The 19,921-nt window shown below is 73.4% G+C and carries 20 protein-coding genes; 5 read left to right on the forward strand and 15 right to left on the reverse strand.

Annotated features, from left to right (window positions below):
• The first annotated feature begins 86 nt into the window (after nt 1–86).
• Nucleotides 87–803, forward strand: coding sequence for an MBL fold metallo-hydrolase (locus ABTY40_RS05925; protein WP_352058371.1), 717 nt, complete (start codon nt 87–89; stop codon nt 801–803).
• Between the two features lie 149 nt (nt 804–952).
• On the opposite strand, the gene ABTY40_RS05930 is transcribed toward ABTY40_RS05925, so the two are convergent.
• Together ABTY40_RS05930 and ABTY40_RS05935 are read right to left on the reverse strand one after the other, a co-directional pair.
• The gene (locus ABTY40_RS05930) at nt 953–1,987 is read right to left on the reverse strand and encodes an NUDIX hydrolase (protein WP_352058372.1); all 1,035 of its coding nucleotides are present in this window, start codon (nt 1,985–1,987) and stop codon (nt 953–955) included.
• Nucleotides 1,988–2,249: 262 nt separating this feature from the next.
• Nucleotides 2,250–2,903, reverse strand: a complete 654-nt coding sequence (locus ABTY40_RS05935; protein WP_352058373.1) for a CatB-related O-acetyltransferase — start codon at nt 2,901–2,903, stop codon at nt 2,250–2,252.
• 98 nt (nt 2,904–3,001) lie between these two features.
• Here ABTY40_RS05935 and ABTY40_RS05940 point away from each other — a divergent pair, with 98 nt between their 5' ends.
• Nucleotides 3,002–3,628: a TetR/AcrR family transcriptional regulator gene (locus tag ABTY40_RS05940; protein WP_352058374.1), complete on the forward strand. Its 627-nt coding sequence runs from the start codon at nt 3,002–3,004 to the stop codon at nt 3,626–3,628.
• A gap of 38 nt (nt 3,629–3,666) precedes the next feature.
• Here the strand turns inward: ABTY40_RS05940 and ABTY40_RS05945 are convergent, their stop codons facing one another.
• The gene (locus tag ABTY40_RS05945; protein WP_352058375.1) at nt 3,667–4,653 is read right to left on the reverse strand and encodes an ROK family protein; all 987 of its coding nucleotides are present in this window, start codon (nt 4,651–4,653) and stop codon (nt 3,667–3,669) included.
• 208 nt (nt 4,654–4,861) lie between these two features.
• On the opposite strand from ABTY40_RS05945, the gene ABTY40_RS05950 reads away from it, so the two are divergent.
• The gene (locus ABTY40_RS05950; protein WP_352058550.1) at nt 4,862–5,839 is read left to right on the forward strand and encodes a LacI family DNA-binding transcriptional regulator; all 978 of its coding nucleotides are present in this window, start codon (nt 4,862–4,864) and stop codon (nt 5,837–5,839) included.
• A 39-nt stretch (nt 5,840–5,878) separates the two neighbouring features.
• On the opposite strand, the gene ABTY40_RS05955 is transcribed toward ABTY40_RS05950, so the two are convergent.
• The 6 genes from ABTY40_RS05955 to ABTY40_RS05980 all read right to left on the reverse strand — a co-directional run bounded on the left by ABTY40_RS05955 (nt 5,879) and on the right by ABTY40_RS05980 (nt 12,526).
• Nucleotides 5,879–7,843: a serine/threonine-protein kinase gene (locus ABTY40_RS05955; RefSeq protein ID WP_352058376.1), complete on the reverse strand. Its 1,965-nt coding sequence runs from the start codon at nt 7,841–7,843 to the stop codon at nt 5,879–5,881.
• A gap of 205 nt (nt 7,844–8,048) precedes the next feature.
• Nucleotides 8,049–9,338 carry a DUF6986 family protein gene (locus ABTY40_RS05960; RefSeq protein ID WP_352058377.1) on the reverse strand — a complete coding sequence of 430 codons (1,290 nt, stop codon included), beginning with the start codon at nt 9,336–9,338 and terminating at the stop codon, nt 8,049–8,051.
• 156 nt (nt 9,339–9,494) lie between these two features.
• Nucleotides 9,495–10,457, reverse strand: a complete 963-nt coding sequence (locus ABTY40_RS05965; RefSeq protein ID WP_345284558.1) for an electron transfer flavoprotein subunit alpha/FixB family protein — start codon at nt 10,455–10,457, stop codon at nt 9,495–9,497.
• Between the two features lie 51 nt (nt 10,458–10,508).
• Nucleotides 10,509–11,294: an electron transfer flavoprotein subunit beta/FixA family protein gene (locus ABTY40_RS05970; RefSeq protein WP_352058378.1), complete on the reverse strand. Its 786-nt coding sequence runs from the start codon at nt 11,292–11,294 to the stop codon at nt 10,509–10,511.
• A gap of 198 nt (nt 11,295–11,492) precedes the next feature.
• The gene (locus ABTY40_RS05975; protein WP_352058379.1) at nt 11,493–12,017 is read right to left on the reverse strand and encodes a flavin reductase family protein; all 525 of its coding nucleotides are present in this window, start codon (nt 12,015–12,017) and stop codon (nt 11,493–11,495) included.
• Nucleotides 12,018–12,214: 197 nt separating this feature from the next.
• On the reverse strand, nt 12,215–12,526 hold the full coding sequence (locus ABTY40_RS05980) for a TlpA family protein disulfide reductase (protein ID WP_352058380.1): 312 nt from the start codon (nt 12,524–12,526) through the stop codon (nt 12,215–12,217).
• 301 nt (nt 12,527–12,827) lie between these two features.
• Between ABTY40_RS05980 and ABTY40_RS05985 the strand changes: the two genes are divergently transcribed.
• Nucleotides 12,828–13,550, forward strand: a complete 723-nt coding sequence (locus ABTY40_RS05985) for a lysophospholipid acyltransferase family protein (RefSeq protein WP_345284567.1) — start codon at nt 12,828–12,830, stop codon at nt 13,548–13,550.
• Between the two features lie 82 nt (nt 13,551–13,632).
• Here the strand turns inward: ABTY40_RS05985 and ABTY40_RS05990 are convergent, their stop codons facing one another.
• The 6 genes from ABTY40_RS05990 to ABTY40_RS06015 all read right to left on the reverse strand — a co-directional run bounded on the left by ABTY40_RS05990 (nt 13,633) and on the right by ABTY40_RS06015 (nt 19,058).
• The gene (locus ABTY40_RS05990; RefSeq protein ID WP_352058381.1) at nt 13,633–14,325 is read right to left on the reverse strand and encodes a B3/B4 domain-containing protein; all 693 of its coding nucleotides are present in this window, start codon (nt 14,323–14,325) and stop codon (nt 13,633–13,635) included.
• Between the two features lie 25 nt (nt 14,326–14,350).
• A complete protein-coding gene (locus ABTY40_RS05995; protein WP_352058382.1) occupies nt 14,351–14,950 on the reverse strand; it encodes a transglutaminase-like domain-containing protein in 600 nt (199 codons plus the stop codon).
• A gap of 83 nt (nt 14,951–15,033) precedes the next feature.
• Nucleotides 15,034–16,113 (reverse strand): threonine aldolase family protein, encoded by a 1,080-nt coding sequence (locus tag ABTY40_RS06000; protein WP_352058551.1) that lies wholly within the window; start codon nt 16,111–16,113, stop codon nt 15,034–15,036.
• Entirely contained in the window at nt 16,110–16,871 is a 762-nt protein-coding gene (locus ABTY40_RS06005) for an SDR family NAD(P)-dependent oxidoreductase (RefSeq protein WP_352058383.1), read from the reverse strand. The genes ABTY40_RS06000 and ABTY40_RS06005 overlap by 4 nt, the downstream gene beginning before the upstream one ends.
• A 44-nt stretch (nt 16,872–16,915) precedes the next feature.
• The gene (locus ABTY40_RS06010; protein WP_352058384.1) at nt 16,916–18,322 is read right to left on the reverse strand and encodes a DUF6421 family protein; all 1,407 of its coding nucleotides are present in this window, start codon (nt 18,320–18,322) and stop codon (nt 16,916–16,918) included.
• A gap of 184 nt (nt 18,323–18,506) precedes the next feature.
• Nucleotides 18,507–19,058: a GNAT family N-acetyltransferase gene (locus tag ABTY40_RS06015; protein WP_352058385.1), complete on the reverse strand. Its 552-nt coding sequence runs from the start codon at nt 19,056–19,058 to the stop codon at nt 18,507–18,509.
• Nucleotides 19,059–19,265: 207 nt separating this feature from the next.
• On the opposite strand from ABTY40_RS06015, the gene ABTY40_RS06020 reads away from it, so the two are divergent.
• Entirely contained in the window at nt 19,266–19,823 is a 558-nt protein-coding gene (locus ABTY40_RS06020) for a DUF5134 domain-containing protein (protein WP_352058386.1), read from the forward strand.
• Nucleotides 19,824–19,921: the final 98 nt, after the last annotated feature.

A 19,921-nucleotide genomic window follows, 5' to 3' on the forward strand; every position in this document is an offset into this window, starting at 1 on the left:
ACGCCGGCGCGGTTCCGCGCAGGGCGAAGCTCGCCGAGAGCGTAGAACCGGGGGGCGGGCCCGCGCGGACGCGTAGGTTCGCCCCCATGGAACTCACCAGGATCACCCCACGGCTGCATCTGCTCGACTTCTCCATCGGCCAGGCCTATCTGTGGCGGGACGGCGGGCCGGAACCCGGGGCCACGGGCGCGGAGCTGACGCTCGTGGACGCCGGCTGGGCCGGTTCCGCGGACCGGACGACGGCGGCGATACGGGCGGCGGGCCTGGACCCGGACGCGCTGCGGCGGATCGTGCTCACCCACTGCCACCGGGACCACGTGGGCGCGGCGGAGATGCTGGCGGACCGGCACGGCGCCGAGATCGTCGCGCACCGCCTGGACGCCCCGGTGATCCGGGGCGAGGCGCCGGTCCCCGCCCCGGACCTGCTCGACTGGGAGATCCCGCTGTACGAGCACGGTCTGACCGTCCCGGAGGCGCCGCCCACGCGGGTGGACCGGGAGGTGGAGGACGGTGACGGACTCGGCTTCGGTGACGGGGCCGTGGCGGTTCACCTTCCCGGTCACACGCCCGGTTCCATGGCCGTGCATCTGCCCCGGCACGGCGTCCTGTTCGCCGGGGACACGGTGGCGTCGGTGCGGGGCGTGACGTTCGGCGTCTTCCACGTGGACCGGGCGCTCGCCCTGGACTCGATGCGCCGCCTCGCGGCGCTCCGGCCCTCGGTGCTGTGCTGCGGCCACGGCGCGCCCGTGACCTCGGACGCGGCGGACCAGCTGGCGGCGGCTGCCGCGGCCGCGGCTTCCTGAGGGCCGGGGTGCGTCCGGACCCGGACGCACCCCGCGGGGCCCGGCGGACCGACCGGCCCACCGCCTCCCGGCCACCCATCCTGTTCCCCGCCGGTCAGCCCTGTCCCGTACCGGCTTGCCCCGACCCCGGCCGGCCGGCGGACCGGTCGTCAGCCCACCGGAACGCCCGCCTCCAGGTTGAGCACCGTGCCCTGTTCGCGGGCGCGCAGGGCCCAGCGGAGGCGGTCGTAGCGGACGGGGGGCAGGAGGTCGGCGGCCTCGGCCTCGGTGACGAAGCGCCAGTCGCGCAGTTCGGCTCCGGGGAGGCGGAGGCGTGCGGTGTCGGCGGCGTCGAGCCGGCCGCCGTCGTACAGCAGGCGCATCCCGCCGAAGCCGGGCGGCTTCGGCCGTTCCCAGTCGACCAGCAGCAGCCGGGGCACGGCGTCGAGCTGGAGTCCTATCTCCTCGGCGACCTCCCGCATCCCGGCGCGGGCGGGCGGTTCACCGGACTCGACGACCCCGCCGGGGAACTCCCAGCCCGGCTTGTAGGTGGGGTCCACGAGCAGGACGCGGTCCTGCGCGTCGAAGAGGAGGACACCGGCGGCGAGGGTCTCCCGCGTCGGCTCGGGTGTCTGGACGATGCCGCAGGGCGTGGCCCGGCCGGCCAGGACCGCGTCGGCGACGGCCCGGGCGGCCTCGGCCGGGGTGAGCGACGAGTTGTCGACGGTGTACGCGTCGGCGGTGAGCCAGCCGAGGGCCTCCCGGTAGGGGGCGATGTGGCCGTGGCACCAGCGGCGTACCCGTGCGTCGGCCTCGGGGTCGCCGTGCTCGGAGCGGCCGTCGATCCGCTTCCGCAGGATCGTTTCCTCCGGAGCGAGCAGAACGTGCCGCACGTCGATGCGGCGGGCGGCGAGGCCGCCGAAGATCTCGTCCCGGTACTCCTGCCGCAGCAGGGTCATCGGCACCACCAGGACCCCGCCGACCTCGGCCAGCAGGGCGGCGGCGGTGTCGACCACCAGGCGGCGCCAGATGGGCAGGTCCTGGAAGTCGTCGACCTCGGCGAGCCGCCGGGGCGGAAGCAGGGTGCTCAGGGCTCCGCCGACGTGCTCCGGGTCGAAGACGGTGCTGTGCGGGATCAGTCCGACCAGTTCACGCGCGGTCGTGGATTTCCCCGCGCCGAACGTCCCGTTGATCCAGACGATCACGTGTCCCCCTTTGTCGACGGCCCCCAGTGGATTGCCCGCAACACCCTGCCACGGAAACCACCGGCCGGGCCCCGGGGGCCGCCTCCGTGGAGGGTCCCACCGGCGCAGGCGCCCCCCGCACCGGCGCGTGCGCGGCCCCCGGGCGCCCCCGCGCACGCCGGTGTGCCGTCCTGGGATCCCGCGCTCCTGGCCGTCGCCCCGGGGACTCGATCAGTCGTCTCGGGCGCGGGACGGGAGCGGGCGGTGTGGTGAGGACGCGCCGTCAGCGCTGGTCGATCCGCGCGGCGGCCTCCTCCAGGTCGGCGACGCTCCCCGACATGATCGTCCGTACGTGCCTGGTGATGTGCCGCACGGGCCAGTCCCACCACGCCACGGCGAGGAGCCGGTCGACGTCGGCGGCGTCGTAGCGCGTGCGGATGAGCCGGGCGGGGTTGCCGCCGACGATGCCGTAGTCCGGGACGTCGCCGGTGACCACGGCGCCGGCGGCGACGATCGCGCCGTGGCCGATGCGTACACCGGGCATGACCGTGGCGCCGTGGCCGAACCACACGTCGTTGCCGACGACCGTGTCGCCCCGGCCGGGAAGGTCGGTGATCAGGTCGAAGTGCTCCGCCCAGGAGCCCCCCATGGTGGGGAACGGAAAGGTGGAAGGACCGTCCATGCGGTGGTTGGCGCCGTTCATGATGAACCGGGTGCCCGTCCCCAGCGCGCAGTACTTGCCGATGACAAGCCGCTCGGGGCCGTAGTGGTACAGGACGTTGCGCGTCTCGAACGCGGTCGGGTCGTCCGGATCGTCGTAATAGGTGAAGTCACCGACCTCGATCAGCGGTGACTTCACCAGCGGCTTCAGCAGAACCACGCGCGGGTGCTCGGGCATCGGGTGGAGCACGGTCGGGTCGGCGGGAACGGGGGGCATCGCGGCGGCGGTTCCTCTCGGACGAAATAAAGCGACAAGTGTCGCGTTAGGATGCTGGCACAGCTCTGCCACCTCGATCAACCGGATACGGATCGCCGATGACGGACCCACTGGACACGACCTCGGACCGCCGCCCGGGCGGTCGCACCGCCCGCGTCCGCGCCCAGGTTCTCGACGCGGTGCGCGCCGAACTCGCCGAAGGCGGTCACGAAGGACTCACGATGGAGGGTGTCGCGACGCGGGCCGGAGTGCACCGCGCCACGGTCTACCGGCGGTGGCGCGATGTCGGCGGCCTGCTCGTCGACGTCATCGACGCCGCCGGCGACATCGATTGGCAGCCGCCGGACACCGGCTCTCTGCGCGCCGATCTGACGGCCCTCAATCAGGAGATCCAGGAATCCCTGGTCGTACAGCCGTCGCTCGCCGTCGCCCTGATGGCCGCCTCGTTCCACTCCGAACAGGCCGCACGGGCCCAGACGCGGTTGTGGACGGACCGGTACGCCCAGTGCGAGATCCTCGTCGAGCGCGCCATCGAGCGGGGTGAACTCCCCGCACGGCACACGGACGCGCGGAGCCTGCTGATCGCCGCCACGGCGCCGCTCTACCACCGACTGGTGCTCCTGCGTGCCGATCCGGACCCGGAACTCCCGCAACGGGCCGCGGAGGCGGCAGTCCTGGCGGCGGCCGCGGGGGCCTTCTCCGTCCGCCGGGAAGAGAGCGTGTGATCGAGGGGAGGGGGAGCGGACGGAAACCGGATCCTTCGTCAGTTCGCGCCGGAGGCGCGCGGCGTGCGGGCGGCCGCCGCCGCGCCCAGGAGTCCGGCGTCGGTGCCGGTCCGGGCCGGGACGGCCGTCAGGCCGCGGACGAAGGAGAGCGTGGCGTACGTGGCGAGGTGGCGGCGCAGGGGGCCGAAGAGGATCTCGCCCGCGCCCGCCACACCGCCGCCGATGACCGCGATGTCGACCTCCACCAGGGTCGCCGTGGCGGCGATGCCGGCCGCGAGGGCGCGGGCGGCACGGTCGAAGGAGTCGAGGGCGACGGGGTCTCCGGCGCGGGCGGCGGCGGCCACGGCCGCCGCGGAGGTGTCGCCGTCCGGGCCGGGGCGCCAGCCGTTCTCCAGGGCGCGGCGGGCGATGTGCGGCCCGCTGGCGAGGCGTTCGACGCAGCCGCGGCCGCCACAGGCGCAGGGCTCGCCGTCCAGGTCGACGCTGATGTGGCCGAGGTGACCGGCGTTGCCGGTGGGGCCCGGGTGGACGCGGCCGTCGAGGACGAGGCCGCCGCCGACGCCCGTGGAGACCACCAGGCAGAGGGCGTTGTCGTGCCCGCGGGCCGCGCCGAGCCAGTGTTCGGCGGCGGTCATGGCCACACCGTCGCCGACGAGGGTGACGGGGCGTCCGCCGGTGGCCCGGTGGACGCGCTCGACCAGGGGGAAGTCACGCCAGCCCGGTACGTTCACGGGGCTGACGGTGCCCCGGAAGGCGTCCACGGGGCCCGCGCTGCCGATGCCGACACAACCGGCCCCCGGCCAGAGCGGCGATTCGGCCAGACCGGCGAGGACCTCCTCGACCGTCTTCATCACCGTCTCGCCGTCCTCCCGCGCGGGCGTCGGCCGCTGGACCCGGACCCTGATCCGCCCGGTGTCGTCGACCAGCGCGCCGGCGATCTTGGTGCCGCCGATGTCGAGCGCGGCGACGAGACCGGTGGCGGGGCCGCCGGCGAGGCGGGGTTCCGCGGCGGAGTCGGTGTGCATGGGCGGGCGGTCTCCAGTCGGCGGCACGGACGGGCGGAAGGGTGCTCCGTACAGTCTGTCCCGTCGTGACAACGTTGTCCAGGCCCTATGCTCGACCCGACGGCCCCGCGCGGGCCGTCTCCCACCCGCCCCCAGCCGACCGGAGGAACCGCGCACCGTGGCCGAGACCGCCCGCCGCCCCGACCGCCGCTACGGAAACCGGCCCACGATGAAGGACGTCGCCGCACGGGCCGGTGTCGGCCTGAAGACGGTCTCCCGGGTCGTCAACGGCGAACCGGGCGTCACCCCCGACACCGAGCGGCGGGTGCGCGAGGCCATCGACGCCCTCGGCTTCCGCCGCAACGACAGCGCGCGGGTGCTGCGCAAGGGACGGACCGCCACCGTGGGACTCGTCCTGGAGGATCTCGCCGACCCGTTCTACGGGCCGCTCAGCCGCGCGGTCGAGGAAGTGGCCCGCGCGCACGGCGCCCTGCTGATCAACGGCTCCAGCGCCGAGGACCCGGAACGCGAACAGGAGTTGGCGCTGGCGCTCTGCGCCCGGCGGGTGGACGGTCTCATCGTCATCCCGGCGGGCGACGACCACCGCTATCTGGAACCGGAGATGCGCGCCGGCGTAGCCACGGTCTTCGTGGACCGCCCGGCCGGCCGGATCGAGGCCGACGCCGTCCTCTCGGACAGCTTCGGCGGCGCGCGCGACGGCGTCGCCCACCTCGTCGCGCAGGGCCACCGGCGGATCGGCTTCGTCGGCGACCGCCCCCGCATCCACACCGCCGCCGAGCGGCTGCGCGGCTACCGGGCGGCGATGGAGGACGCGGGCCTGCCGGTCGACGACGCGTGGGTGTCGCTGGGGCCGACGGACCCGGAGCGGGTCCGCGGGGCTGTCGAGGAGATGCTGGCGGCGCCCGAGCCGGTCACGGCCCTCTTCGCGGGCAACAACCGGGTCACCGTGACGGCGGTCCGCACGCTCGCGGGACGGCCCCGGCCGGTGGCCCTCGTCGGCTTCGACGACATCGAACTCGCCGACCTGCTCGGCATCACCGTCATCGCCCAGGACGCCGCCGCCCTCGGCCGCACGGCGGCGGAGCGCCTCTTCCGCCGCCTCGACGGCGCCGACGAGCCCCCGGCCCGCACGGTCCTCGGTACGACCCTGATCCCCCGCGGCTCGGGCGAGACCCCGCCGGCCTGACCGCCGGCCCGGCGCCGGGCCCCCACGGGTCCCGCCCGTTCAGCAGACGGGCAGGCCGGGCACGGGGGCGTCGTTGTCTCCGCCCTTGATGTAGACGACGCTGAAGTACACGTCCGTGTTGCCGCTGTCGTCGTCGGTCTTCGCCCACCAGACGTTGGTCCACTCGCCGGAGGTCTCGCGGCGGCCGAGGTCGGCCTGGCAGGAGAAGTAGTTGACACCGGCGTTGAGGATGCCCCGGGGAGTGCCGTCCTGGCTGTACGTCTTCTCGGTGCGCCACACGGTGCAGTCGTACCGGCCGTCGGCGCGCGGGTGGCAGGCGGGGGCCTGAGGCGTGGGCGAGCCGCCGCCCGTGGTGGAGGTCCCCCCGGAGGAGCCACCGGTCGAACCGCCGGTCGCCCCTCCCGTCGTACCGCCGGTGGTGTCCCCGGACGTGCCTCCGCCTCCGGTGGCGCCGCCGGAGCCGCCGGAATCCGTGCCGCCGTCCGTGCCCGTGCCGGCCGTGGCGCCCTTGCCGGGGACGGGCGGCCGCGAGGGCGCAGGGGCCGAGGACGAGGACGAGGGCGTCGAGGGCGTCGAGGGCGAGGCGCTGGGCGAGCCGGTGCCGGCCGTCGACGGGGGCGCCGTGGGGGCCGTGGTGCTCGCCCCCGGCGTGAGGGAACCGGCGTCCAGGGCGCGGCCCGGGTCCTCGCCGGGGGCGACCGGGACCTGGCCGCCGGCGAAGTGGCCGCCCGGGGCGGCGGTCTCACGGCCGACCAGGGCGTACGTCACGCCGCCGCCCGCGAGCAGGACGGCGGCGACGGCCGCCGCGATCAGCGGCGTCGAGCGCTTCCTGGCGGTCGGGGTCGCGGGACGCGCGGCGGCCGTCACGGGCCCGGCCGGCCCGACAGGCCCCGGTCCGGTTCCGGAGGGTCCGAAACCACCACCGCCCGGCCCGGCGACGGGGGCCGGGCCGAATCCGCCGGTGCCCGGCGACGGGACCGGCGCGGGACCGAAACCGGCGCTGTCCGGGCCGCCGAGGGGTGCGGGACCGAAACCGGCGGACCCGCCGAGGGGCGTACCGGCACCGTACGGCGAGGGCTCTGCGCCCGGCCCGTACGAGGCGGCGGGGCCCGCCGAGGCTGCCGCGGCGTCCTGCCCGTGCGGGTCCGCCCCGGCGGTCTCCCGGCCCTCGGCGACCGCCGCCAGGAGGCGGGCCGCCGTCCGGGCGTCGGGGCGGCGGTCCGGGTCCTTGTCCATGAGGAGGCGCAGCACGGGCGCGAGGGGGCCCGCCCGGTGCGGTTCGGGCAGCGGTTCGACCACGATGGCGTTGAGCGTGGACCAGGTCGACGTACGGCGGAACGGGGAGGCCCCCTCGACCGCCGCGTACAGCGTGGCGCCGACGGCCCACACGTCGGAGGCCGGGCCGGGCTGCCGGCCCTGGGCCCGTTCGGGTGCCAGGTAGTCCAGGGAGCCGACGATCTCGCCGCTGCGGGTCAGACGGGTGGCGGAACCATCGCCGGGGTCCTCCATGGTGGCGATGCCGAAGTCGGTGAGGACCACGCGGCCGCCCCGGTCGAGGAGGACGTTGCCGGGCTTGACGTCGCGGTGCAGGACCCCGGCGTCGTGGGCGGCGGCCAGCGCCTCCAGGACGGCGGCGCCGATCCCGGCGGCCTCCCGGGGGTCGAGGGCCCCGCGCTCCCCGAGGACGCCGTCGAGGGAGGGCCCGTCGACCAGCTCCATGACGATGACGGGACGGCCCTCGTGCTCGGTCACGTCGTGCACGGCGACGACCCCGGGGTGCCGGACCCGCGCCGCGGCCCGCGCCTCGCGCTGCATCCGCAGGCGCAGGTCGTCGAGTTCGGGACCCGACGAGTCGTTGTACGCGCGCAGTTCCTTGACGGCCACCTCGCGGCCGAGGACCTCGTCCACGGCACGCCAGACGACGCCCATCCCGCCGCGGCCCAGCTGCGCCACGATCCGGTAGCGGCCGGCCAGCCGCTCGTACTCCCCCGAAGCCGAAGACACCGATGCCCCGTTCCCTGTCGTCCACGATCAACGCGTCACAGAGTACGGGGCGCCGGTGGCGGCTTTGGCGTCGGCCGCCCGGCCGTTATGCCGCCGTTGCCGTGCGGCGGCCCGCCCCGGCTGCCGGGGGCACCGGCACGAGGGGGCGTACCCGGCGGACGTTCGCCGGGGGTCGCGGTCCGGGAGGTCTCGCCCGTCGCGTGGTCTACTGCGCCGTCGCCGTGAGATCGCCGCGGCGCGGGGCGGCGAAGCGGGCGAGGTCGGCGCGGGTCATGCCGGTCAGGGCGTCGACCTCGGCCGTGTCGAGGGCGCCGCAGTCGATGCCGCGCAGCAGGTAGGAGGAGAGGGCCTTGGCGGTGGCCGGCTCGTCCATGACGTCGCCGCCCGCGTGGTTGGCGTAGGCGGAGAGGCGCTTGGCGGCGGTCTCGAAGCCCTCGCGGTAGAAGGCGAAGACGGCGGCGTACCGGGTGGGGATGTGGCCCGGGTGCATGTCCCAGCCCTGGTAGTAGGCCCGGGCGAGGGCGCGGCGGGTGAGGCCGTAGTGCAGGCGCCAGGCCTCGTGGACGTGCTCGGTGGAACCCACCGGCAGCACGTTGGTGGAGCCGTCGGAGACCCGCACGCCGGTGCCGGCGGCGGCGACCTGCATGATCGCCTTGGCGTGGTCGGCGGCGGGGTGGTCGCTGGCCTGGTAGGCGGCGGAGACGCCGAGGCAGGCGCTGTAGTCGAAGGTGCCGTAGTGCAGGCCCGTCGCGCGGCCCTCGGCGGCGCCGATCATGCGGGCGACGGCGGCGGTGCCGTCGGCGGCCAGGATCGCCTGGCTGGTCTCGATCTGGATCTCGAAGCCGAGGCGGCCGTCGTCGAGGCCGTGGGCCTTCTCGAAGGCCTCGAGGAGGCGCACGAAGGCGGAGACCTGCTCGGGGTAGGTGACCTTGGGAAGGGTGAGGACGAGCCCTTCGGGGAGGCCGCCGTTCTCCAGGAGGCCGGTGAGGAAGACGTCCGTGGTGCGGATGCCGCGGTCGCGTACGGCGGCCTCCATGCACTTCATGCGGATGCCCATGTACGGGGCGGCGGTGCCCCCGGCGTACGCCTCGGAGATCAGACGGGCGGCCCGGGCGGCGTCCTGGTCCTCGTCCTGGCCGCCGTAGCCGTCCTCGAAGTCGACGCGCAGGTCCTCGATCGGTTCGCGCTCCAGCTTGGCGCGGACGCGGCCGTACACGTCCGCGGCGAGGTCGTCGGAGAGGCCGAGGACCGAGGCGAAGGAGGCGGCGTCGGGGGCATGCTCGTCGAGGGCGGCCAGCGCCTGGTCGCCCCAGGAGCGGATGGTGCCGGCGTCGAAGAGGTTGCCGGGGACGTAAACGGTGTGGACGGGCTGGCGGGTGCCGGGGTCTCCCGGGTAGCGGCGGTCGAGTTCGGCGTCCACCGCGGCGAGGGAGGCGCTGATGTCCTCGCTGACCGCGCCCGCGAGGCTCGTCGACACCTTCTCCTGCTGACCCATCCCACATCCTCCTGTTTTCCGCTGCACGGAATCAACAATCCGTATAGCGAAGTTAGTAGTCCGCCGGGACTCGCGTCAATGGTTGTCCGAAACGGCCGGGGGCCGCACGGCGACAGATCGCCGTGCGGCCCCCGGGACCACTGGAACCGCAGGTCATCAGCCCTTGCGGGACTTGATCTCCTCGGTCAGCTGCGGGACGACCTCGAAGAGGTCGCCCACGACGCCGTAGTCGACGAGGTCGAAGATCGGCGCCTCGGCGTCCTTGTTGATCGCGACGATCGTCTTCGACGTCTGCATGCCGGCGCGGTGCTGGATCGCGCCGGAGATGCCGGAGGCGATGTACAGCTGCGGCGACACGCTCTTGCCGGTCTGGCCGACCTGGCTGGCGTGCGGGTACCAGCCGGCGTCGACGGCGGCGCGGGAGGCGCCGACGGCCGCGCCGAGCGAGTCGGCGAGCGCCTCGATGATCGCGAAGTTCTCGGCACCGTTGACGCCACGGCCGCCGGAGACGACGATCGCGGCCTCGGTCAGCTCCGGGCGGCCGGTCGACTCGCGCGGGGTGCGGGCGGTCACCTTGGTGCCGGTCGCGAGCGCGCCGAAGGACACCGACAGGGCCTCCACCGTGCCGGCGGCCGGGGCGGCCTCGACGGGAGCCGAGTTCGGCTTGACCGTGATGACCGGAGTGCCCTTGGAGACGCGGGACTTGGTGGTGTACGAGGCGGCGAACGCGGACTGGGTCGCGACCGGGCCCTCGTCACCGGCCTCCAGGTCCACGGCGTCGGTGATCAGGCCGGAGCCGATGCGGACCGCGAGGCGGGCGGCGATCTCCTTGGCCTCCGCGGAGGAGGGGACCAGGACGGCGGCCGGCGAGACGGCCTCGTACGCGGCCTGCAGTGCGTCGACCTTCGGGACCACGAGGTACTCGGCGAACTCGGGCGCGTCGGCGGTGAGGACCTTCACGGCACCGTGCTCGGCGAGCGCGGCGGCGGTGTCGGCGGCGCCGTTGCCCAGCGCGACGGCGACGGGCTCGCCGAGGCGGCGGGCCAGGGTCAGCAGCTCCAGGGTGGGCTTGCGGACGGCTCCGTCGACGTGGTCGACGTAGACGAGAATCTCAGCCATGGGACTTCTCCTGCGAACGAAAGGGGGCGGTCTGGGGGGCTCGCGCGAGCCTCAGATGAACTTCTGGCTCGCGAGGAACTCGGCCAGCTGCTTGCCGCCCTCGCCCTCGTCCTTGACGATCGTGCCCGCGGTGCGCGCCGGACGCTCGGCGGCCGAGTCGACCGCGGTCCAGGCGCCGGCCAGACCGACCTCGTCGGCCTCGATGTCGAGGTCGGAGAGGTCCAGGGACTCCACCGGCTTCTTCTTCGCGGCCATGATGCCCTTGAAGGACGGGTAGCGGGCCTCGCCCGACTGGTCCGTCACGGAGACGACGGCCGGAAGCGCGGCCTCGAGCTGCTCGGAGGCGGCGTCGCCGTCGCGGCGGCCGGTGACCTTGCCGTCCTCGACCTTGACCTCGGAGAGCAGGGTGACCTGCGGGACGCCCAGGCGCTCGGCGAGGATCGCGGGCAGGACGCCCATGGTGCCGTCGGTGGAGGCCATGCCGGCGATGACGATGTCGTAGCCCGTCTTCTCGACGGCCTTGGCGAGGACCAGCGAGGTGCCCATGACGTCGGTGCCGTGCAGGTCGTCGTCCTGGACGTGGACGGCCTTGTCGGCGCCCATGGACAGCGCCTTGCGCAGCGCGTCCTTGGCGTCCTCGGGGCCGACCGTCAGCACGGTGACCTCGGCGTCGTCCGCCTCCTCGGCGATCTGCAGCGCCTGCTCGACCGCGTACTCGTCGAGCTCCGACAGCAGGCCGTCGACGTCGTCACGGTCGACCGTCAGGTCGTCCGCGAACTTCCGGTCGCCGGTGGCGTCGGGCACGTACTTCACACAGACAACGATCCTCAAGCTCACGCCGGCTCTCCTACTGCATCGTCATAACTGGGCTGCCTTGTTGCTCGCAGCATAGGCGCCTGAAGGGCGGGTTTCCGGTCAGGGCGTCCGGTGCCCCACCGAGATATTACTCGTCAGTACACCCAGTTCGTTACCGCTGAGCAAGCGCTCAGGCATGTGACCTTGCCAACGCCCGGAGTGCCGTGGGTACGGGAACTCTCAGTCCCGCAGCGCGTTGAAGCGCCCCTGGTGGTAGAGCAGCGGCCGGCCCGTCCCGCCGGGGTCCCCGGCGACCGCCTCGGCGATGACGATCCGGTGGTCGCCGGCCGGAACCCGGGCGACCACCCGGCAGACCAGCCAGGCCAGGACGCCGTCGAGCACCGGCACGCCCTCGGGGCCCCTGCTCCAGCCGGTGCCCGCGCCGAAGCGGTCGGCGCCGCTGCGCGCGAAGGTGGCCGCGAGGTCCTGCTGGTGCTCCCCGAGTATGTGGACGCCGACGTGCCCGGCCCGCGCCAGGACGGGCCAGCTGGAGGAGCCCGTGCCCACTCCGAAGGAGAGGAGCGGGGGGTCGGCGGCGACGGAGGTGAGCGAGGTGGCGGTGAAGCCGACGGGGTGCTCGCCGTGCGCGGTGACGACCGCGACGCCGGCGGCGTGCCGGCGGAAGACGGAGCGGAGCAGATCGGGGGAGGCCTGCCGGGGCGCACCGAGGGTGGGAACGGTGCGGAGCTCGGGGGAAGCCGTCATGGAACTGTCCTTCTTCGGGGGCGGCGTGCGGCAGGTCCGGGAGGCGTCAGGCACCCGGACAGCGCGCGCTCGCGTGGCGTGCCAGGTCGACGTGGACCCGGCGGTGGAGAAGGAGTTCCTGAGGCACCCCGTCAGGGTGACGACGCGTGGCCGGGGCAGTCAAGTGGGTACCGGGATGTGGGAGGAGTGTCACGGCGTCAGACGGCCTGGCCGAGGGCGGCGATGACATCGGCCTTGCGCGGCTGCCCCGCCGCCCTGCGGACGACACGGCCGGAGCGGTCGAGGACGAGGACGGTGGGGGTCCTGGTGATGCCGAGGGCCCGGACGAGGTCGAGGCGTTCCTCCGCGTCGATCTCCACGTGGCCGACGCCCGGCACCATGGCGGCCACCTCGGCGAGGGTGCGGCGGGTGGCCCGGCAGGGCTGGCAGAAGGCGGTCGAGAACTGGACGAGGGTGGCCCGCTCCCCCAGCGCGGCGCCGAGCGCCTCCGGCCCCAGGACCTCTGCCATGCCGTCCCCTTCCGCCTTGTTCCGTCTCCGGCCGTCGGCCGGAGCACCCCGAGCGCGCCCGGGGTCCCGGCCTGATCAGCGTCCTGGGGACGCTCACGATTCCCGCCGGCCAGCCTCGCACGGGAGGGTTCATTTCCCGCCACCGGGACCTGGAGTGACGAGAATCTCCCCCTACGACGCCACGTGGGCTGGTTATGACGGCGTACTTGGGGCACGATCTGCCCAAAGCCGAAAACCTACGGCCGCGTAACTTCGCCGGGAGAGCCCTCCCCAGGCATTGAAGAAGGGGGTTCCTCTTCCCATGGCAGAACTCGTCTATCGTCCGGTCATCGGCGCCGCCCAGACCCTGTTCAAGGCGCTCGACCTGAAGATCGACAGCCAGGGCTCGGAGCACATCCCGAAGACCGGTGGTGCCGTTCTCGTCAGCAACCACATCAGCTACCTGGACTTCATCTTCACCGGACTCGCGGCCCTGCCGCAGAAGCGCCTGGTGCGGTTCATGGCGAAGGACTCGGTCTTCCGGCACAAGATCTCGGGGCCGCTGATGCGCGGCATGAAGCACATCCCGGTGGACCGTTCGCAGGGCGAGCACGCCTATCAGCACGCGCTGGAGTCGCTGCGGGCCGGAGAGATCGTCGGGGTCTTCCCCGAGGCGACCATCTCCCAGTCGTTCACGCTCAAGAGCTTCAAGTCCGGTGCCGCGCGCCTCGCCCAGGAGGCCGGCGTGCCTCTGATCCCGATGGCCCTGTGGGGTACGCAGCGGATCTGGACCAAGGGCCGCCCGCGGAACTTCCGGCGGAGCCACATCCCGGTGACCATCCGGGTCGGTGAGCCGGTGGAGGCCCCCGCCGACCAGTACGCGGGAGCGATCACGCGGCGGCTGCGCGAGCGCGTGCAGGAGCTCCTGGAAGCGGCGCAGCGCGCCTACCCGGTGCGCCCCAAGGACGCCGGTGACACGTGGTGGATCCCGGCGCACCTGGGTGGTACGGCTCCGACGCCGGCCCAGGTCAAGGAAGCCGGCTGACGCTGCCGCGCGGGTGAGGACGGTCCCCGGCCGGGGCCGCGCCCGCGTCCGGCCCCGTCGGGCCGCAGCCGGACGCGGGCCCTTACGCCGGGTCGCGGACGGTGATCCGCGCCCCGGGGCTGACCCTCCGCAGGGAGTCGGCCAGCTCCGTGCCCGCGGCGAGCAGTTCGTCGCGGGTCATCGGGGCGAGCGACTCCAGCAGGAACAGGGCGTCCGTGGTGTCCTCGTCGATCCGGGTCCGGGGTCCCTGGCGCCAGTTCCAGCGGCGGCAGGTGACCCCGGCCCCGTCGCACCAGACGACCTCGCCCGGCTCGGGACGCTCCACCGTCTCCTCGCCGCCGGCCACGGTGACGAAGGGCTCCTCACCGGTGGCCCGGACCAGTCTCATGCCGCCCCGGATCCTGCCGAGGTCCTCGCCGCCGACCGGGATCAGGTGGGCGACGCTGACCGCGTTGTAGGCGTCGACGAGCCGGTTGATCCGGGGGAGCCCGGCCTCCGTGAGGGCCCGGCGGGCCAGCGCCTCGGCCGAGTTGCGGGTCCGTGAGGGTTTGGCGCCGAAGGCGGAGTACGCGGCCCGCCAGGCGGCGACATGGGGATCCTGGTCCGGGGTCCGCCCGCCGAGGCGGTCGGCGAGGCGCCGTACCGCATCGTCCAGGAGCGCCGAACTCGTTTCGTCGCTGGGCCCGTTGACGAGGTCCCGGGCCTCGATGGCGAGGTGGGTGAAGCCGGGGACGAGGGCGTGGACCTCGTCGGAGACGGTGAGCGTGAGTGTCATGTTCCGCCGTTCGGTCTTCGGGACGTCACAGTTCCGAAGGGAGGGTCTGCCAGAGGTGCGGCCGGTCGGGCGCCTCCTTCAAGGCGCGCAGGACCGCCGGGTGCGGTTCAGTATAGAGCACCGGGTAGTCCACTTCGTTGAACTCCGGGCGTACGGTCCACGCCAGCCTCTCCCGGTCGAGGGAGAACTGGGCGTCGACGCCGGGCTTGTTGCCCCGGACGTCCTGGCGGGCCCAGCCCCGGGCTCCCGGCAGCCGCAGGGCGACCAGCCCGTGGATCGCGGGACGGGAGCCGTCGTCCTCGGCGAGCCGCTGGTAACAAAGGGCGGCGGGAATGCCGCGGGCCCGCAGCAGCGCCGCGTACGCGATCGACTTGGCGTAACAGATGCCGGTACGCCACTCCAGGACGTCGGAGGCGCGCCAGGTGACGCGGAGGTCGCCGGAGTCCTGCGAGTGCGGGATGGCGTCCCGGACGAACACATAGGCGGCTTCGGCGTATGAGTATGCGTCGCCATAGCGCTCTGATAGATGCGTGACGGTCTCACGCACCCGTGGGTGCTCGTGATCGACGGCCTCGCAGGCCGCCAGATACGCGGAGAGTTCGGGGTTCCGCTGGATGAGTTCCATGCGCAGGGAGCATAGGGACGCGGCCGGAGGAAATCAATGTATTTCCATCCGGCCGCATACCTATACAGGCTGTGGAGACGGCGTCAGCGTGCCATCTCCTCCTTGAGCGCCTGGAGGAAGGCGTCGACGTCGTCCTCCGTCGTGTCGAACGAGCACATCCAGCGCACGTCGCCGGCCGCCTCGTCCCAGAAGTAGAACCGGAACCGCTCCTGGAGCCGGCGGCTGACCTCGTGCGGCAGGCGCGCGAAGACCGCGTTGGCCTGGACCGGGTAGAGGACCTCCACCCCGTCGACGGCACGCACACCGTCCGCGAGGCGGCGGGCCATCGCGTTGGCGTGGCGGGCGTTGCGCAGCCACAGGTCCTTGGAGAGCAGCGCCTCCAGCTGCACCGACACGAAGCGCATCTTGGAGGCGAGCTGCATCGACAGCTTGCGCAGGTGCTTCATGTGGCTGACGGCGTCCGGGTTGAGGACGACGACGGCCTCGCCGAAGAGCATGCCGTTCTTCGTGCCGCCGTACGACAGGACGTCCACCCCGACCGCGTTGGTGAAGGCGCGCATCGGCACGTCGAGCGAGGCGGCGGCGTTGGCTATCCGGGCGCCGTCGAGGTGCACCTTCATGCCCTTGGCATGGGCGTGGTCCACGATCGCGCGGATCTCGTCCACGGTGTAGACGGTGCCGAGCTCGGTGTTCTGGGTGATCGAGACGACCTGGGGCATCGCCCGGTGCTCGTCCTCCCAGCCCCAGGCCTGCCGGTCGATCAGCTCGGGGGTGAGCTTGCCGTCCGGGGTGGGCACGGTGAGCAGCTTGAGGCCGCCCATGCGCTCCGGCGCGCCCCCCTCGTCCACGTTGATGTGCGCGGACTCGGCGCAGATCACGGCGCCCCAGCGGTCGGTGAGCGCCTGGAGGGCGGTGACGTTGGCCCCGGTCCCGTTGAAGACGGGGAAGGCCTCGGCCGAGGGACCGAAGTGGCCGTGCATCACGCGCTGGAGGTGCTCGGTGTACTGGTCCTCGCCGTAGGCGACCTGGTGGCCGCCGTTGGCGAGGGCGATGGCCGCGAGGACCTCCGGGTGGGCGCCGGCGTAGTTGTCACTGGCGAAGCCCCGGACCGACGGGTCGTGGTGACGACGTGCGTCGGTCCTGGGGCCGAGAGCCGCGGTCACGGCTTGGGGGTCAGCCACAGGCGCTGTCCATTCACTTCCTGGGCGGGCCTGTCCCACAGGCCGGCGATCTCGTCGGCCAGGTCGTTGACGTCGGTGAAGCCCGCGAACTTCGCGTTGGGGCGCTCGGCGCGCATCGCCTCGTGCACCAATGCCTTGATCACCAGGATCGCAGCCGCCGCCTGCGGGCCCTCGTCGCCCCCCGCCTTGCGGAAGGAGTCCGCCATGGCGAGGGTCCACGCCTCGGCCGCCGCCTTTCCGGCGTTGTACGCGGCGTTGTTGTGCTGCGGCTTGTGCGCGCCCACCTGGCTGATCAGGGCGTAGCGGCCGCGGCCGCCGCTCCTGAGCAGCGCGTCGTGGAAGGCGAGCGAGGTGTGCTGGACGGTGCGGACGAGGAGCTTCTCCAGGAGGTCCCAGTCCTTGAGGTCGGTCTCCGCGAAGGAGGGACTGCCGCGCCAGCCGCCGACGAGGTGCACCAGGCCGTCGATCCGGCCGAACTCCTTCTCGGTCTTCGCCGCCCAGTCGCGGGTGGCGCCGAGGTCGAGGAGGTCGACCGTGTCGCCGACGACCGTGGCGCCGCCGTGGGCGTAGCGGGCGGCGTCCACCGCCTCGGCCAGACGCGCCGGGTCGGCGTCGGAGCCGACGACGGTGGCGCCGGCCTCGGCGAGGCGCAGCAGGGCCGCGCGGCCCGCGGGGCCGGCCGCGCCCGCGACCGCGATGACGGCGCCGTCGAGCGCTCCGCCGTTTCCGTTCGCCTTCATGGGCGTGGCCTCCTCCGTGTGCCGGGGGTCTTCGGTGACTGCGCTCACGCGGCGACCCGCGCGGTCGGCAGGACGTCGGCGGCGGTGATGCCCTTGGTGTCGGCGATCACGCCCTTGAGCTTCTTCGCGAGGGCCTCGAAGAACATGCTGAGGGGAAACTCGTCGGGAAGCACGTCGTCCACGAGCTTGCGCGGCGGGAGGGTGAGGTCCAGGGCGTCGGGGCCCTTGGCCCACTTCGAGCCCGGGTGCGGGGCGAGGTAGGTGGAGACGAGCTCGTACGCCTTGAACCAGTGGACCAGCTTCGGGCGGTCGATGCCCTCGCGGTAGAGCGTCTCGATCTCGGCGCAGAGCTGGTTGGTGACCTCGGGGGCCCGCTTCCAGTCGATCTTGAGCGTGTTGTCCGTCCAGCGCACGACGTCGTGCTGGTGGAGGTAGGCGAAGAGGAGCTGGCCGCCCAGCCCGTCGTAGTTGCGGTTGCGGTCGCCGGAGACCGGGAAGCGGAACATCCGGTCGAAGAGGACGGCGTACTGCACGTCGCGGCCGTGCGTGTTGCCCTCGGCCTCCAGCTTCACGGCCTCCTTGAAGGCGGTGAGGTCGCAGCGGAGCTCCTCCAGGCCGTACATCCAGAAGGGCTGGCGCTGCTTGATCATGAAGGGGTCGAAGGGCAGGTCGCCGTGGCTGTGGGTGCGGTCGTGGACCATGTCCCACAGGACGAAGGCCTGCTCGCAGCGCTGCTGGTCGTCCAGCATGGCGGCGATGTCCTCGGGCAGGTCGAGGCCGAGGATGTCGACGGCGGCCTCGGTGACCTTGCGGAAGCGGGCGGCCTCGCGGTCGCAGAAGATGCCGCCCCAGGTGAAGCGCTCGGGGGCCTCGCGGACGGCGATGGTCTCCGGGAAGAGGACGGCAGAGTGGGTGTCGTACCCGCTGGTGAAGTCCTCGAAGGTGATGCCGCAGAAGAGCGGGTTGTCGTAGCGGGTGCGCTCCAGCTCCGCGAGCCACTCCGGCCAGACCATGCGGAGCACGACGGCCTCGAGGTTGCGGTCCGGGTTGCCGTTCTGCGTGTACATGGGGAAGAGGACGAGGTGCTGGAGGCCGTCGGCGCGGCCGGCGGCCGGCTGGAAGGCCAGCAGCGAGTCCAGGAAGTCCGGGACCGCGAAGCCGCTCTCGGCCCACTTGCGCAGGTCGGCGACGAGCGCGCGGTGGTAGGCGGCGTCGTGCGGCACGAGCGGGGAGAGCTGCTCGACGGCGGCGGTGACCCGGTCGAGGGTCAGCTCGACGAGGGAGCGCGAGGGCGCGCCCTCGGCCTCGAAGTCGATGGAACCGTCCGCGCGCTGCCAGACGCGGATCTCCTCCACCGCGTTCTTGAGCTCGGGCCAGGCCGGGTGGTCGATCACCTTGGCGTCGGTGGCTATCTCCCCACCGGTCACGTCCTGCACAAGAATTTCCGTCATGCCTCTTCCTCCACAGGAGAACCTTGCGTCAAGGAACCGTATCCATGCACGGCTCTCCCTCGCAAGAGCGGGCAAGAGAAATTATCCTGTGCGACCCCCCTGGCGACCGAAGTTTTTCCTGTCGACCAGGGGGAGGGCCACTCTTCCGCCGTCCGTCGGCGGGCGGCCCCGGTGCGCGGCGGGATCAGACCAGCGGCTTCACCAGGAGTTCGAACTCCAGGTCGTCCCGCTGGGGCACGCCGAACCGCTCGTCGCCGTACGGGAACGGCGTCGTCCGCCCGGTACGGCGGTAGCCGCGCCGCTCGTACCAGGCGATGAGCTCCTCACGGACCGAGATCACCGTCATGTGCATCTCGCGCACGTCCCACAGCTCGCGCACCCGGCGCTCCGCCTCCGCGATGATCCGCTTGCCGAGGCCGGCGCCCTGGAGCTCGGGGCGGACGGCGAACATGCCGAAGTAGGCGGCCTCACCCCGGTGCTCCAGCTGGCAGCAGGCGACGGCCTCGCCGTCCCGCTCGACCACCATGAGCCGGCTGCGCGGATCGGCGATGACGGCGGCGACGCCTTCGGCGTCGGTGCGCTGCCCCTGGAGGATGTCCGCCTCGGTGGTCCAGCCGGCCCGGCTGGAGTCGCCCCGGTAGGCCGATTCGACGAGCGGGACGAGCACGGGCACGTCCTCCGGCACCGCGTCGCGGTAGCCGATCCTGCCGGTCTCGTGGGACGTGGCGGTGTCCATCTGTACGGGCTCCCCTCGGGCTCTGACGATCGGCGTCCGCGATCGTCCCGAGCCTAGCGCGCTCCCCCGCGCGCCCCTCGTACGTCTGTACGCACCCGTGCGCCCGCGTGTGCCCGTCCGGAGAGGGGAAGCCTGCGCCGGGGAAGACAGGGGCGAGCCCGGGGGGAAGGCCCGGGGTCGAGGACGGCGTCGAAGGGGAGATGTGCCGTGCACGGACCTGCCCTGCCGGGGTGGTTGCTGGTGGCGCTGTGCGCGCTGAGCGGGGCCTACTGCCTGCTGCGGATCAGGGCCTGCGCCGGGGAGCAGCGGCGGGCGGCGGGCGGCGAGGCGGTGATGGGGTTCGGCATGGCGGCGATGGCCCTGCCGGCCGCGGTCCTCACCCCGCCGGCGTGGAGCTGGGCGGTGTACGCGGCGGTCTTCGGCGCCGCGGCGCTGCACGGTCTCGCGGGCGCCCGGCGCGGCGGTCACCATCTGCACCACGTGGTCGGCTCGCTCGCCATGGTCTACATGGCGGTGGCGATGGCGGCTCCCGGAGCACACGGGGGGCACACGGCGGCGGGGGGCGTCCCCCTTCTGACCGGGGCGCTGCTCCTCTATTACGCGGTGTACGTCCTCCGGGCGGGCCGGCGGCTCGTGCCGGCGCCGGCGGGCGGGGGCGCGGGCACCGGGGACGCGGGGGGCGCGTGGACGCTGCGGCCGGAGTTCACCCTCGTCTGCCGGCTCGCCATGGGCCTGGCCATGCTCGCCATGCTCGTGACGCTGTGACGCTGTGACGCTGTGACGGCATGACACCGTGACGTAAGGCGGCTCCGAGCCGCGCAAACGTGGCGTGCGTCACTTGCGGCGCGAGTCCATACCCCCGA

The organism is Streptomyces sp. NPDC126503 (assembly GCF_040302405.1).
Taxonomy (GTDB): domain Bacteria; phylum Actinomycetota; class Actinomycetes; order Streptomycetales; family Streptomycetaceae; genus Streptomyces; species Streptomyces gulbargensis.